Raw genomic sequence first — 14,493 nt, forward strand, 5'->3', positions numbered from 1 at the left:
TATCAATGACTCAGACTGCATTACACCAATTAAAAAATTTAACAACCGTTGTTGCCGATAGTAGTGATCTAGAAGCGATTGAAAAATTTCGTCCCTTAGATGCAACAACCAATCCATCACTTATTACAGCAGCGGCTGAACAACCTGAAAGTAAGCAACTGATTGAAGAAGCTTATACACAAGCAAAACAAGAAGGTTATCAAAGTGATGAACTGATTGAACGCACCATTGATATTTTGACAGTGAAGTTTGGCGTTGAAATTTTAAAATTGATTGATGGCCGTGTTTCAACTGAAGTCGATGCTTCTCTTTCTTATGATACTGATGCGACGATTGCCAAAGCGCGTGAACTTTCTAAACTTTACCAAGGATATGGTATTGAGCAATCTCGTATCTTGATCAAGATCGCGTCAACGTGGGAAGGCATTCAAGCAGCTAAAGTTTTAGAGGCTGAAGGGATTCCATGTAACTTAACATTATTGTTTGGTTTGCATCAGGCCCAAGCTTGCGCAGATGCAAAAGTAACCCTAATTTCTCCTTTTGTTGGTCGTATTTTAGACTGGTATAAAAAAGCGGAAGGCGTTGAGCAATACCCGATCGAAAACGATCCAGGTATACTTTCAGTCAAGAAAATTTATAACTATTACAAGCAACACGGTATTGCGACACAGGTCATGGGAGCAAGTTTCCGTAGCACAGCACAAGTCCTTGGTTTAGCAGGTTGTGACTTACTCACAATTGCACCAAATCTATTGGCTCAACTTGAACAAGATCAACAGGTTGTTGAAGCTCAACTCAGCTCAACTTCGGCGCAACAAGCTGAGAAAATTGAACGTACGGCTCAAAGCAAAGAAAGTTTTAAAGCTGAACTTGAGCAAGATTTAATGGCTTTCCAATTACTACAAGGTGGTATTGATGGCTTTATCAAAGCACGTGATCATTTGAGTTTATTACTGCGTCAATCTTTTGGTATTGATGCAGAGATTCGACCTTAATTAGTTTATTTTTCACCTATAAAAACCGATTTTTGTTATATTAATGAAAATCGGTTTTTAATGAGTAGATTGTGTTCGGCATAACAGATTTAACCACTTTCATTATTGGTACAATCTTAATTGTGTTATTGCCTGGCCCAAACTCTTTATATGTGATGTCGGTCGCTTCACGCTATGGTATTCGTACAGGTTATGCTGCGGCATGTGGCGTATTCACAGGTGATTCTATTTTAATCCTGTGTACGGTCTTAGGTGCGGCATCATTATTAAAAGCCTTCCCGATTTTATTTATCGTTTTAAAATTAACAGGCGCTTGTTATCTCGCCTATCTAGGCTTCAAGCTATTACAGAGTGCCTATCAGACATGGAATAAGCCTGTACACCCTACAGAAATGGCTGATTTACCTCGTTTAGATCAAATTCATCCCTATCGTACTGCGCTCAGTATTAGTTTACTCAATCCTAAAGCGATTCTGTTTTTCCTGTCTTTTTTCGTGCAATTTGTACAACCCAATTATGCTTATCCAGCACTCAGCTTTCTGAGCTTAGCCATTATTGTGCAACTGGTCAGTTTCACCTATCTGACTGCTCTGATTTTTTCAGGTGTTAAATTAGCAAACTTTTTCAAACATAATTACAAACTTGCCGCTGGAGGTGTTTGTAGCGTGGGTATTTTATTCTTTATTTTTGGATTACGATTGGCAACCTCTACCCTTACATAATAATGTTTTGATCATATGATCAATTAATTCAATCATTTTTAAACTACGATTTCCGCTGAATTAACGATATACTTTTCAACAAATTTTAATCAAGTATAGATGCCTTGATGCAACGTCTAATTCAAGATTTTTCGATTCCTGCCATTTTTGCTGGCTTTATTACCTTCCTCATTGGAATTAGCGTTTCTGCTGTATTAGTGATCCAAGGCGCACAATCTTTAGGTGCAAATACAGCACAAATCAGCTCTTGGTTTTGGGCATTAGGTTTGGCGATTGGATTATCAGGACTCATCTTATCTTGGAAATATAAATATCCAGTTGCTACAGCATGGTCAACCCCAGGGATTGCACTGATCATTGCATCGACTGGCCATTATGATTTGTATGAAGCAATTGGTGCTTTCTTAATTTGTGGCGTCGCAATCGCAATCGTTGGATTTTCAGGCATTTTCCAAAAGTTACTGGCGCATATTCCTCAAAGCCTCACATGTGCGATGCTTGCTGGGATTTTATTAAAATTTGGAATTCAGATTTTTAGCAGCTTAGAAAGTCAACTCGGCTTTATCTTAAGCATGTTAGCAATTTATCTTGTGTCAAAACGCTTATTGCCTCGTTATAGCATTGTGCTGACAGTGATTTTAGGAGCGATGATTTGCCCGCTCTTTATTGATTTTCAATTATATTCAATCACTTGGTCTTTTACTCAACCTGTATGGATGCAACCTTCATTTTCATGGTCTGCATTACTGGGCCTAGCCTTACCGTTGTTTGTCATCAATATGACTTCACAAAATTTGCCCGGTATTGCCATGATTAAAAGCTATGGTTATCACCCACACGTCAATCAAATTGTAGGCTGGACAGGCATTACACATACGATTTTCGCCCCTTTTGGTTGTTTCTCGATCAATTTAGCCGCGATTAGTGCAGCAGTCAGCTTAGATGATCAAGTGCATCCTGATCCGAGCAAACGCTATATTGCAGGTATAAGCTGTGGTTTGTTTTATATTTTAATGGGGCTTTTCGCTGCAACCTTAGTCAGCTTACTCATGTCATTTCCGCCTATTTTTATTGTTGCACTTGCAGGTATTGCCTTATTTGCCACGATTAGCCATAACATTGCAGTGGCTTTTGCAAACGTAGAAGAACGAGAAGCAGCATTACTCACCTTTTTATGTAGCGCATCAGGAGTTCAATTTTGGGGAATTGGTTCTGCATTTTGGGGGCTTTTATTGGGTATTTTTGTTTTAGTTTTATTCAAATTTAAATTAAAAAATAAGTCTTAGTTTAGTCTAGCCAAGACTTATTTAAATCCATTTTATTTCAAAATCGATTTACCTATCTTCTACCTCCTTTTCAGTTTCTTCACCATTTAAAATTCGTCCTGCTTTTTTAGGTCGAATCAATGGCGCTGTAGGTCGAGGATGAGAATGTGAGTATTGTAAACCCACCCCAGCATAGACATCATCCGCAGCAATTTCAGTTTCAAAACGCTCATTATCACGTTCTCGAATTTCATTTGAGATCATACGAACCTCATGTTCATCGACACCTAATTGCTCTAAAATGACTTCACCGAATTTAACCGCAGATTCAAAGGTTTCACGAATCATATAATCGACTTTTTGTTTGACCAAATGTAGTGAATGCTCTCGATCATAAGAACGAACCAAGACTTTGGCTAATGGAAATTCATGTGTCACCAGCTCAACAATTCGATTGGTGGTTCCTTTACTATCGACACACACCACAATTGCCTGAGCAGTGGCTGCCCCTGAAGCATGCAGAATATCAAGACGACTGCCATCACCATAATAGATTTTAAAACCAAATTTTTCCGCGTTTTGAATCATGTCGATGTCATTATCAATAATTGTCACATCAACCCCTCTTGCCAAGAGTAATTGACTTGTCACCTGACCAAAACGACCAAAACCAATCATTAGAATACTGCCACTTAGACCTTCAGCTATATCAACATTATCAAGAGAGACTGAATCTTTGGTTTCGGTAAATCGTTTAAAAAGAATGCCTAAGATTGGGGTTAATACCATAGACAGTACAATAATTGCTGTTAGATTCGACTTAACTGTATTATCAATCACCTGAGCAGTGACCGCCGCAGAAAACAGAACAAAAGCAAACTCACCGCCTTGCGCCATCAATAAAGCACGATCCAAAGCTTCCGTATGCCGACTTTGGGTTATTCGCGCAACCATATAAATCATGAGTGATTTCGCAAACATCATTGCAATAACACCACTGACGATCAGTTGCAAGTTTTGCTTCACGACCGATAAATCCAGTGACATTCCAACACCAAGGAAAAAGAGCCCCAATAAAATTCCTCGAAATGGTTCAATATCGGCTTCAATTTGGTGTCTAAAAGTTGATTCTGATAGCAACACGCCTGCAAGAAATGCCCCCATTGCCATAGATAAGCCACTGACTTGCATCAATAAAGCAGCACCCAACACCACTAAAAGTGCTGCAGCCGTCATTACTTCTCGTGCTTTTGCAGCCGCCAACAACCTAAACAGAGGATTCAGCAACCAGTAGCCTGCTGCAATCAATCCTGCAATTGCAATTAAACCAATGCCAATATTTTCTAAACGTGCTGAAGTGCTTTCCACCACATGATTCGGTGCCATAAAAGCAACAATTGCCAGTAATGGGACAATTAATAAGTCTTCAAATAATAAAATCGCGACAATCTTTTGACCTTGTGGCTGGGCAATATCCCCACGATCACCCAAGAGTTGCATCACAATTGCAGTAGACGTCAGTACAAAACCTGCTGCACCAATAAATGCAACTTGCCATTTAAATCCAAATAAAAGCCCAACACCTGTTAATGCCAAAGCACAAGCAATAATTTGCAAAGTTCCTAAGCCAAAAATCTCACGCCTTAGACTCCATAAGTGTGAAGGTTGCATTTCCAGTCCAATCACAAACAGGTACATGACGATTCCTAATTCTGCGATGTGTAAAATTGATGCGGAGTCTTGGAAGAAAGCAAAGCCAAATGGTCCAATGATCAAGCCTGCAATTAAGTAACCCAGTACCGAACCCAAACCTATTCGTTTAAAAATAGGGACTGCAATCACAGCTGCAGCCAATAAAACCACGGGTGCAATTAAGCTGATTGAATGTGCCTCTGAACTCATGTTGTTCTCATTTTTATCAATGCGATTTTATTCTATGTGAAAGCTTAAAAGACTGATATATCATTTATGAGACATCGCCTCTCAATTCATTTATTTTCATGTGGATAGAAATAAAAAAGCCGTCAACCATGACGACTTTTTTGTGTTCATCTTGAAAATCTAAAGTTACAACTCACGTACAACTACACTTTTTGCGATTTTGTCATGCCAGCCTTGTTTTTTACTATCGAATGCAATCCAGATAAAACCGAGAAAGAAAACCAGCGTAGATGGAAAATAACCAATATAACGAAGAATAGCTTGCCCAACCGTGAGGTTTTCGCCTGTTTTTTCATCCAGTACCTTTAAACGTAATAAACGTTTTCCAGGTGTTCCTGCAAATTTTACCCAGCATACAATATAAAAAACTGCACCAATAATCTGGCCAAGCCAATCTGACCATGTCCAGCCTGTAAAACCACTTGCAGCATTTGGTGCGATAATCATCATGATCGGAATCAAAGCGACAATCAGAATAATCGAATCAATAATAGACGCAAGAAAGCGTATCCAAAAACCTGCATACTCGTATGTATGTGACATTTTCCCCTCTCATTTTTTCTATAAGAATCAATATTTATACGTGATATTTACCTAAGCATATTATTTATACCGTATTTTGTTTTAATTCACGATCAAAAAATTCAACTGTACGTTGCCAAACTACCTTTGCTTCAGGTAGACCACGACTGACGCTGCGGAATCCATGTGGCATGTTATAGGTATAGGCTTCAACCCGATCACCCAGTTGCTGAATCAGTTTGTTGCGCTTGGTTGCTGGACAGAATGGATCAACATTTGACCAATGCCCCTGTAGAATGCGAACTTCATCCAGAGACTCGTTGTTTGGAACACCCGCCCCTTGAATCCCCAGAGAATGATGATAAACCACAGGTGCCAGCATGTCCTCACGCTTGGCCATTTGAATCACATAACCACCCGTTAAACATTGTCCCAACATGCCCAAGCGACCATTTGAGCGTGGATCAGCTTTTAACGCATCAAGTAACACATGAATTTCTTTATTCATATCGCTATCGGCAGCATTGATTCGCCCAGCCTTACTGACCATTGCCCGAATACAATACTTGACTGCACCACCACTAAATAAATTGGGTACATAAACCAGATAGCCACGATTTGCCAAGTCCTGCGCATCTTCCCGATACACATCCAGTATGCCAAACAACTCATGCAGCAATAGGATTGCAGGGACTTTTTCTGACGTCTGTGCAGGTGCATACACTTCAACTTCGATTTTACGTGTCGGTAATGTAATTGTTTTTATTTCCATTTCAGCTATCCATTTTTTTAAATCGCTTTTATATTATTTTTGACAATTAATATTGTCAAATAAAAAAGGGCATCAATAGATGCCCCAGCTAAGATTAGAGTGAATTTTTAAAATTTCAGTATACCATTGGCAGTTAATATTTTCGTTGGATCAGCTTGTTGAGAAAGTTTTACATCTTTAAATGTTAATGTACGGTTTGCTGTGTCCAAACTTAATCCAGGGCATACCGAAGTTTCCGAAGCATATGTTCCACATTGATACCAAGTTATTGAACCTAGTGCAAATGAGATATAAGTAGCAGTCGCATTAGCTTTGGTAATCGTTATACCATCCTCTAGTGGTGGATTTGCTTTATGGGCGAACTGTACATTTACAGTTTGATTAGATGCGTTAAACTGCCCAACTCTTGGTGTCGCCCATACAGTTGAGTTATGTTCGAATATCAATGGCGAAGCTAATCCAGTAATGGTGATACAACCCCATTGATTGGTACTATTTGCACAGCTTGTAGCAGGTGTCGGTGTAGTCTGCTGACTGTTATCTAAATACATCAACAAACTATTATTTTTAACTGTTAGATCTTGCGTTGTCCCACTGACTGCTTTTAATACAGTATTATTAAAATAGAAGCTTTTTGCAGGTTTTGAATTGATCTGTCCATCTTTTACGGTTACACCATTACAGGCAGGATTTGTTCCCACACCACATGCCCAAGCATAACTATTATTTTCAACAGCAACACTTTTCACAACTGAATTTTCAACCGTGATTTTTACATTTTCTTTTTTATCAGCATTAAAAAATGTATAAATATCAGGTGATGTAATTGCAACTGAACTTGCCTTACTAAAGCTACAGAAATCATTCGGGGCATTCTTAAAGCCAAGCTTATCATCCGCACCATTTGACTCGCAAAGTTGTGGAGAGGCTGTGGTTTTTTCACCATAAAAACCTGTAAAATCTGCACTTTCCGCAGAATATTTACCTGCATTGTCTTTAAATAGTGTCACATATCCCTTGTCAGTAATTACATAATAATTTGTACCATTTTGCTGAACGTTTGCACCGCAAACTTCTGCAATGGTTGCAGTTGTGCCTTTTGCAATAACTTTTCCTGTCGCTGCATTCAGATTCAAGACCACTGTACCTTTATCACTGTAATCACCGCTATAGCTCGTCAAATCACTGAGTTTGCCTACAGGTAGTTTCTTGCTGGCACAGGTTTCTGTTACTGGAGCAGGAGTTACAGGAACGAAATCAGGAACTGCTGCCACATCTCCTGCTTTTACTTTCTGAATCAGGGCAGCGTAGTCTTTAATTGTTGCTTGATTGGCAGCCAATGACGCTGCAAAGGCATCCAGAGCCTTATCAAATGCGTCATCAATTGCAAATTTAGTTGTTAATAGGTCAAAGTTTTCTGGTAATACATAACCATCTGCTTTGAGTTGCTTGGTTAAATTATCTACCGCAGTTTTCAGTGTGGTTTCTAAAATCGGTTGATAGGTTTTGTACCAGTCACTTGGCGTTTGTGAGCTTGCCAAAGCCAGAGCAAGATCAGTAAATGGTGTAATATTGACATTACCCGCTTTTGCAGCATAACCATGCAAGGTTTGGGTATCTGATGCTTTCACTTCCAATGCACAAGGTAGTTTAGTGCTATCCACCTGCCCTGACCATTCCCCCTGTTCATTGGTTTTAACCTCATTTTTAAACCCAGTGCCATCTTTACAACTCGCTGTAACACTGGCATTTTTAATCGCTGCCCCAACAGCTGCTGTTCCAGCTAAATTACTGTAGGTTGTGGTCGGTGTTGGTGATGTATTACTGTGCTGATCATCGTCATCATGACATGCTGTAAGTAAAACACTGGCAGCAATACAAGCACTCAATAAACTTTTTTTTAACATACGAACCCCATTCGTTATTTCATCCCTTTCGTGATGACAGTAACGCTTTTAGGGTTTTCTGCGTATCCCCAGTTCAGGGGGGATAGCCTAAAATCTATTTTGACTTCAAAAACTTGCTTACAATGTGAATATTCAATGAGTTGTGATACTTCTTCATACACGCTAAGGTATAGGCTGTATTTATATCATTATGAGTTATTGCCATGTCACCTCATCATGCCTACCCACTTTCAGTCAGTGAACAGGATTATCTTGATGGCGAATTGCTAACTGATATTAAACATGAATATATTCATGGCGAAGTCTATGCAATGGCTGGGGCAAAAGCGGCGCATAACAGAATTACCCTCAACATTTCCTCTGCATTACACCAACACTTAAAGGGAAAAACCTGCCAGCCTTATAGCGGAGATATGAAAGTTAAAGTAGATAGCTGTTATTTCTATCCTGATGTACTGGTTGATTGTTCAGATTTAGCAGATGACAGTGTTTTTACAGAAACACCGACCATTATTGTTGAAGTATTGTCTAAATCCACGCGCCAGATTGACCGTGTGATCAAACGTGAAAAGTATCTACAGATTCCGACCCTACAGGAATATATCCTGATTGAACAGGGTATTGCCGAGATTGAAGTAGTATGTCGTAGTCAAAACTGGCAATCTCATTTCTACTATTTGGGAGATCACATTACACTGAACTCAATTGGTTTAAGCATTTCGGTTGAAGATATTTATGACCGTGTCAAAAATGAAGATGTCGTGACATGGTTAGAGAAGAAAGCCTTAGCAGAACAAAACCTCTCAAATTAAACCATATTGCTGTGCCAGCAGTGCCGCTTCAGCACGGGAGGAGATATGCAGTTTTTGATAAATTGTCTTGATATAGCCATTTATGGTATGGCCAGATAATTTTAATTCGTAGGCGATTTCAGCCACCTGATGCCCCTTGGCAATATAAACAAGCACCTGTTTTTCCCGATTGGTTAAAGTCAGTGACTGTATGGCCTGTTGCTTTTGCTGGTTAAGCTGTTCATGTGTTTTGACATAATTGAGTAGTTTCTGCGTCATGCTTGGGGAAAAGGCATGGATTCCAGCAATCAGGTTTTTCAAATGCTGCTGAAATATAGTGGGTTCAAGGTCTTTCAGCAAGTACCCTTTTGCACCATGACAAATGGCCTCAAACAGATATTGGTCATCTTCAAAAATTGTTACCACCACACTCAAGGTATTGGCAGAATGTTGTGCCAGCCAGTCAATCACCTCTGTTCCCTTTCCATCAGGCAAGGAAAGATCAATCAAGGCCAGATCATAATGTTGTGACAATAATGCCTGCTTTGCTTCCTTTACACTATAAACCTGCTGGATACGAATGCCTGCAAAGGTTTCAAGTAACATCTGTTTCATCCATGCATTGACTTCCACTATATCTTCTAAAATCAATGCCGTTTGAATCATATTTACACCCATCTTATATATTTACATCCATTACTTTTTGCCACAGTCACGATAATGGAAAAATCAACTCTACCCTTGAACCTTGTGTTTCTGGCAGCCTCTGAAAATGCAGGGTTGCCGAAAGTTCAGTTGCACGTTCCCTCAGGTTTTTAAGCCCATTCCCCTCAGACTGATTAGTTTGACCATCAAATCCAGCACCATCATCACAAATGACTGAAACCAGTTGTGAGTCAAGCAAACTAATGTCAATCGTCACTTTTTTCGCATTGGCATGCTTCATTATATTACTGATGATTTCCCGAAGCATAGAAATATAATGCCTGTATTGTGCATAACTCAAGGTAATGGGTGTGTCTGCAAGGTTTTGTTGCCAATTTAGTTCTATCCCACAACTTTGCAGGCGAGTCGCAACCTCATATTCAAATTCCTGCAAAATCACATTTAGCTCAACCCCTGTACCCAGTAGCCCATTGACGATGGTACGCATTTCAGCAATCGCCTGACGAATGGCCTGCTTGGCTTGATCCACATCTTTCTGGTAGAGACCCGATAATAGTTTCGCCCCCAGATCATCGTGCAAATCTCGGGCGATACGATGTCTTTCCTCACGCACACCATTGTCATAGGCAACACGGCTTTCCACAGCCTGAGCTAAAAACGGCAATAAATTCTGGATCAGTTGCTGGTCATATTCACTAAACAAACGGCGGCCTTGCTGCGGATAGCTGAGACGCATCGCCGTCAGCCCTGCCACCTGTGGGATATAGAGCACCAGTCCGTTGTCTTCGATTTGGCTATGATTTGTCTGTTCACTTATTTCAAGGTTTAATGGCTGAAACAGGTCATTCAACAAGGCTTTCCACTGTAGCTGTCTTTCCTGTTCATTCACCGCAAAGCTGACCTGCAAGATTCGTTCAAACAGTTCGCTGTCGGATAACTTTTTGCGTTGTAACAGGCGTGCCTGTAGCCAGCCACGGACAGGCAACCAAACCAGACCACAAATCAGGATGGCCAGACTGAGTGACATAAGTGGGCTTAACATCATCACCAGAAAGGCATCCAGCAACACCAGTAAAATCGCTCCTGCCAGCCAGTACAGAATTCCGAATGCCCAACGGTCCAGACTAAATAACTGATAGCGTTTTAAGCCAATCGCAATACCAATGGTCACAAACAGGAAGAAACCGAACGAATAGCCTTGTGACATATTAAGCTGAATATCAAGTAGCTGGGTACTCTGAACCAAAAATACAAATGCGCCGCTACTCACCAGAATCCATAAGGCAAACCAGCGCAATGCCACTTTTGCCCGTGGATCATGTCGGTTTGCCCGCCATTGCCAAACCATACATAAAATTGCGCTCAGCATTTGTAGAGTAACGGGTAAATCGCCCCCCATGCTTGGTTCAGGCAAAAGAAATAAGGTATCAAGCAACCACCAACCAGAGAAAAATATCGGTATTGCCCACAACCATTGGGTTCTGATCAACTGCTTTGGGTACACCAAGAATAGACTGATTAATGCACAGCCATATAGCAATGCACCACCCGTATTGATTGCGACCAGTACCCGAAATAATTCGGCATTTAAAGCCAGATCACGGGTGCTATAGATGGCTGCGGAAAAGGCGAAAATTGGATAGGCTGCATTGAGTAAGGCAAAAACACGGGGGGCGATTTCATTGGGACGCAATGCCCAAATCCAGCAGCCCAGCAAAAATCCAATCGAACTGACAGCAAGCTGAAACCAGAACTCAAAAGGTAAATCTCGAAGCGTTCGTTTAGGCTGAATATTGACAGGATATGGCGTTGAGCTTGAATGATCGCCTGAATGCAAAAATATTTGCTGATGCTGGCTCATCAGTTGATGAACTTGGCTCTGCTTGATAAAAAATTGCTGCATCTCAGGATAGGTTGCAACAAAATGGGGATCTTCAGTAAAGTCATTTGCGTTTAGCTGTATTCGGTTCTGCCCACCTGCTGCTGAAATTGCAACTGAATCCACATCCTGTAATATTAATCGCTCCCCGTCAAATACCGAAATTTTTTGGCGTTCTTTGACTTCAAAGCGTAAATGGCTACTGGGCTGATTTACCGCACAATAGATGACCGCAACAAGGGCCAACGACAACCCTAAAATGGCATAAAACAACCGATCCGCTGGTGTTTTGCGACGCAAAGCCATATATCACCACAATATGAGTATCCTTTCTGTGAACTAATGATAATCCAGAACATGTAAAAAAGGATGCTGAGACAGCATCCTTTCTGACAAAAACAATGTGTTATTCAATGTTTAGCATACTGCTCAAGGTTTCAGATACATTTTTCGATTTCACTTTAGGCTGCAACGCCTTAAGCGCCTGTTGCACCTGACTACGCTGTGGTTCGGCTAAAGTATACCAGCGAGAAAGTACTTGTAATAAACGAGACCCTAAAATTGGGTTTTTCTCATCTAGATAAGCTGCAAGCTCAATGAAATGATTGACACCAAAACTCCATGTATTCACAGGATTTGCTGCCAAACCACCACTCACGGCACGGATACGGTTCGGTGTTCCCAGATCATAATCGACGTGCTTAGTCAAATACTCTATCGTTTCTGCTGTCGCATTTGGATTTGATGCTTGAATACTAAACCACTGATCTAATGACAAGGCTTCATCTTTAAAACGGTTATAGAAATCTTCCAAAGCTGCTTGTGCTTGCGGTGCATCATTCCAAACCAATACACGTAATGCACCCAAACGCTCAGACATATTGCCCGTTTGTTGGTATTGCGTATAAGCCAAATCAAACACGGACTCATCACCTTGGCGTGCCAACATATTCAGAGTGATATTCTTCAATGAACGCACCCCCATTGCCAGAGAAAACTCTTTTTGTAGGTCTGGGTCTAGTGCCAAATAAGTTTCTTTCCAAAATGAGCCTAATTCACGTGCTAAACGAGCAAGTACCGCTTCACGTTTTTCACGAATCAATTCAGGTTCATAATCTTGATCAATACGACTACCCAAATAATTTTCACTTGGTACATCAAACAAACGTGATGCCAATAATGGATCTTTATTGACGAGTTCAGGCAATGTATTTTTGATCGCCTGAATATAAGTATCTGCTTTGTGATCATCTAAAAGAATACGTTCCAACAAAGTCTGCGTCGCTTGCCACTGGTTAAAACCATTGGTTTCATGCTGAATCAAGAAGGCAAGATCATCATTGGAATAATCAAACACCAAATTGACAGGTGCAGAAAAATTACGCAATAACGATGCAACAGGTTGCTCCGTCACGCCTGTAAATTCAATACTCGCTTGGTCTTGATCAAATAAGTACACACCATCTTTAACCTCATTCACAAACAGATCAGCGCTGTGCAAGGTATATTGCTCACCCGTTTTGGCATTAAATAAGGCTAAAGCCACAGGAATTGGCACTGCTTTGAGGTCTGGATATTTTGCATGCGCTTTCAAGCTTTGTTTGAAGCTTAAACGATAAGTCTGTGCAGCAGCATCATATTCACCTTTCGCTTCTAACTTTGGCGTACCTGGTTGGTTATACCATGTAAGGAAGTTAGAGAGATCAACACCTGAACCTGCACTCAATGCAGCAACCCAGTCCTCAACTGTGACTGCTTGCCCATCATGACGTAGGAAGTATTCATCTGTGCCTTTACGATATTTTTCTTTACCCAATAAAGTCGCCATCATGCGGTTAATTTCCGCACCTTTCTCATAAACAGTTGCCGTATAAAAATTATTAATTTCAACAAAATGGTCTGGACGTGGCGGATGTGACAATGGACCTGCATCTTCAGGGAATTGATGTGACTTCAATACCGCTACATCATCAATCCGTTGTACAGCAGCAGACTGTAAATCTTCTGAGAAAGACTGATCACGGAACACGGTCAGACCTTCTTTTAAACAGAGTTGGAACCAGTCACGACAGGTAATACGGTTGCCTGTCCAGTTATGGAAATATTCGTGTGCAATCACCGACTGTACCCGCATGATCGCAGCATCGGTGGTAAATTCTTCATCAGCCAGTACACAAGAGGTATTGAAGATATTTAAGCCTTTATTCTCCATCGCGCCCATATTGAATTGGCTGACTGCAACAATCATATAATTGTCGAGATCATAAGGACGACCATAATGCTCCTCATCCCAACGCATCGAATGCTTTAAAGCTTCCATTGCAATGTGACATTTTGGAATATCTTTCTCAATTGCATAAATTTCTAAAGCAACGTCACGCCCCTCAGAGGTGGTATAACGGTCTGTCAAAACAGCTAAATCACCAATGACACAGGCAAATAAATAACTTGGCTTTTTAGTCGGATCTTGCCAAATTGCAAAATGACGATCTGCACCGACTTCACCCGTTTCCAATAAATTGCCGTTGGCAAGTAAAACTGGATATTTCTTATCTGCTTCAACCCGTGTTGTAAATACAGATAAAACATCTGGACGGTCTGGATAAAAAGTGATTTTACGGAAGCCTTCAGGTTCATTTTGGGTAACGAATAAATCACCAGCTTTATATAAACCTTCAAGTTGGGTATTTGATTCAGGATGGATAATCACCTGAGTTTGAACAATGACCTCATCTGGTGCATCAGTGATCACCAATTGTTCAGTATCCAAATGATATTGTTCAGCGCTAAGGGTTTGCCCATTCAATTGAACCGATTTTAATTCAAGATCACGACCTAACAGAACCAATTCACCTGCAGTCTGACGCTTCATCACCAGTGTAGAATCGACAATCGTATGATCATCATAAACTTGAATATTTAAATTAATTGATTCAACCAAGAATGATGGCTTTTGATAATCTTTTAAATAAATCGTTTGATCTGCTTGTACAGGAGGCTGTGCCGCAATATTCATCAGTATTCCTTATCGTT

General features: G+C 40.5%; 11 protein-coding genes. 4 read left to right on the forward strand and 7 right to left on the reverse strand.

Going from position 1 to position 14,493, the window contains the following annotated elements:
- The first annotated feature begins 5 nt into the window (after positions 1-5).
- From tal to ABLB98_RS08515, 3 genes are all read left to right on the forward strand, one after another.
- A complete protein-coding gene (gene tal / locus ABLB98_RS08505; protein ID WP_348882441.1) occupies positions 6-995 on the forward strand; it encodes a transaldolase in 990 nt (329 codons plus the stop codon).
- A 71-nt stretch (positions 996-1,066) separates the two neighbouring features.
- Positions 1,067-1,717, forward strand: coding sequence for a leucine efflux protein LeuE (leuE, locus tag ABLB98_RS08510; protein ID WP_348882442.1), 651 nt, complete (start codon positions 1,067-1,069; stop codon positions 1,715-1,717).
- 107 nt (positions 1,718-1,824) lie between these two features.
- Complete coding sequence (locus ABLB98_RS08515; protein WP_348882443.1) at positions 1,825-3,003, forward strand: benzoate/H(+) symporter BenE family transporter; 1,179 nt, start codon at positions 1,825-1,827, stop codon at positions 3,001-3,003.
- A 48-nt stretch (positions 3,004-3,051) separates the two neighbouring features.
- On the opposite strand, the gene ABLB98_RS08520 is transcribed toward ABLB98_RS08515, so the two are convergent.
- The 4 genes from ABLB98_RS08520 to ABLB98_RS08535 all read right to left on the reverse strand — a co-directional run bounded on the left by ABLB98_RS08520 (position 3,052) and on the right by ABLB98_RS08535 (position 8,124).
- Positions 3,052-4,884, reverse strand: a complete 1,833-nt coding sequence (locus tag ABLB98_RS08520; RefSeq protein ID WP_348882444.1) for a monovalent cation:proton antiporter-2 (CPA2) family protein — start codon at positions 4,882-4,884, stop codon at positions 3,052-3,054.
- 165 nt (positions 4,885-5,049) lie between these two features.
- Positions 5,050-5,466, reverse strand: a complete 417-nt coding sequence (locus ABLB98_RS08525; RefSeq protein ID WP_005160844.1) for an RDD family protein — start codon at positions 5,464-5,466, stop codon at positions 5,050-5,052.
- A 64-nt stretch (positions 5,467-5,530) separates the two neighbouring features.
- Positions 5,531-6,217 carry a dienelactone hydrolase family protein gene (locus tag ABLB98_RS08530; RefSeq protein WP_348882445.1) on the reverse strand — a complete coding sequence of 229 codons (687 nt, stop codon included), beginning with the start codon at positions 6,215-6,217 and terminating at the stop codon, positions 5,531-5,533.
- A 107-nt stretch (positions 6,218-6,324) separates the two neighbouring features.
- Complete coding sequence (locus ABLB98_RS08535) at positions 6,325-8,124, reverse strand: hypothetical protein (RefSeq protein ID WP_348882446.1); 1,800 nt, start codon at positions 8,122-8,124, stop codon at positions 6,325-6,327.
- 203 nt (positions 8,125-8,327) lie between these two features.
- Here ABLB98_RS08535 and ABLB98_RS08540 point away from each other — a divergent pair, with 203 nt between their 5' ends.
- Complete coding sequence (locus tag ABLB98_RS08540) at positions 8,328-8,936, forward strand: Uma2 family endonuclease (protein ID WP_004677877.1); 609 nt, start codon at positions 8,328-8,330, stop codon at positions 8,934-8,936.
- On the opposite strand, the gene ABLB98_RS08545 is transcribed toward ABLB98_RS08540, so the two are convergent.
- The 3 genes from ABLB98_RS08545 to pepN all read right to left on the reverse strand — a co-directional run bounded on the left by ABLB98_RS08545 (position 8,928) and on the right by pepN (position 14,476).
- On the reverse strand, positions 8,928-9,581 hold the full coding sequence (locus tag ABLB98_RS08545; RefSeq protein WP_348882447.1) for a DNA-binding response regulator: 654 nt from the start codon (positions 9,579-9,581) through the stop codon (positions 8,928-8,930). The genes ABLB98_RS08540 and ABLB98_RS08545 overlap by 9 nt on opposite strands.
- A 46-nt stretch (positions 9,582-9,627) precedes the next feature.
- Positions 9,628-11,766: an ATP-binding protein gene (locus ABLB98_RS08550; protein ID WP_348882448.1), complete on the reverse strand. Its 2,139-nt coding sequence runs from the start codon at positions 11,764-11,766 to the stop codon at positions 9,628-9,630.
- 100 nt (positions 11,767-11,866) lie between these two features.
- Positions 11,867-14,476 carry an aminopeptidase N gene (gene pepN, locus ABLB98_RS08555; protein ID WP_348882449.1) on the reverse strand — a complete coding sequence of 870 codons (2,610 nt, stop codon included), beginning with the start codon at positions 14,474-14,476 and terminating at the stop codon, positions 11,867-11,869.
- Between the last annotated feature and the right edge of the window lie 17 nt (positions 14,477-14,493).

The sequence above is a fragment of the Acinetobacter yuyunsongii genome (assembly GCF_041021915.1).
Lineage (GTDB): Bacteria > Pseudomonadota > Gammaproteobacteria > Pseudomonadales > Moraxellaceae > Acinetobacter.

What these genes read in the sequence shown, in the direction of transcription:
- tal (WP_348882441.1), top strand. Translation starts at nt 6, where the DNA reads ATGACTCAGACTGCATTACACCAATTAAAAAATTTAACAACCGTTGTT.
- ABLB98_RS08515 (WP_348882443.1), top strand. Translation starts at nt 1,825, where the DNA reads ATGCAACGTCTAATTCAAGATTTTTCGATTCCTGCCATTTTTGCTGGC.
- ABLB98_RS08520 (WP_348882444.1), bottom strand. Translation starts at nt 4,884, where the DNA reads ATGAGTTCAGAGGCACATTCAATCAGCTTAATTGCACCCGTGGTTTTA.
- ABLB98_RS08545 (WP_348882447.1), bottom strand. Translation starts at nt 9,581, where the DNA reads ATGATTCAAACGGCATTGATTTTAGAAGATATAGTGGAAGTCAATGCA.
- ABLB98_RS08540 (WP_004677877.1), top strand. Translation starts at nt 8,328, where the DNA reads ATGTCACCTCATCATGCCTACCCACTTTCAGTCAGTGAACAGGATTAT.
- pepN (WP_348882449.1), bottom strand. Translation starts at nt 14,476, where the DNA reads ATGAATATTGCGGCACAGCCTCCTGTACAAGCAGATCAAACGATTTAT.
- ABLB98_RS08525 (WP_005160844.1), bottom strand. Translation starts at nt 5,466, where the DNA reads ATGTCACATACATACGAGTATGCAGGTTTTTGGATACGCTTTCTTGCG.
- ABLB98_RS08530 (WP_348882445.1), bottom strand. Translation starts at nt 6,217, where the DNA reads ATGGAAATAAAAACAATTACATTACCGACACGTAAAATCGAAGTTGAA.
- ABLB98_RS08550 (WP_348882448.1), bottom strand. Translation starts at nt 11,766, where the DNA reads ATGGCTTTGCGTCGCAAAACACCAGCGGATCGGTTGTTTTATGCCATT.
- ABLB98_RS08535 (WP_348882446.1), bottom strand. Translation starts at nt 8,124, where the DNA reads ATGTTAAAAAAAAGTTTATTGAGTGCTTGTATTGCTGCCAGTGTTTTA.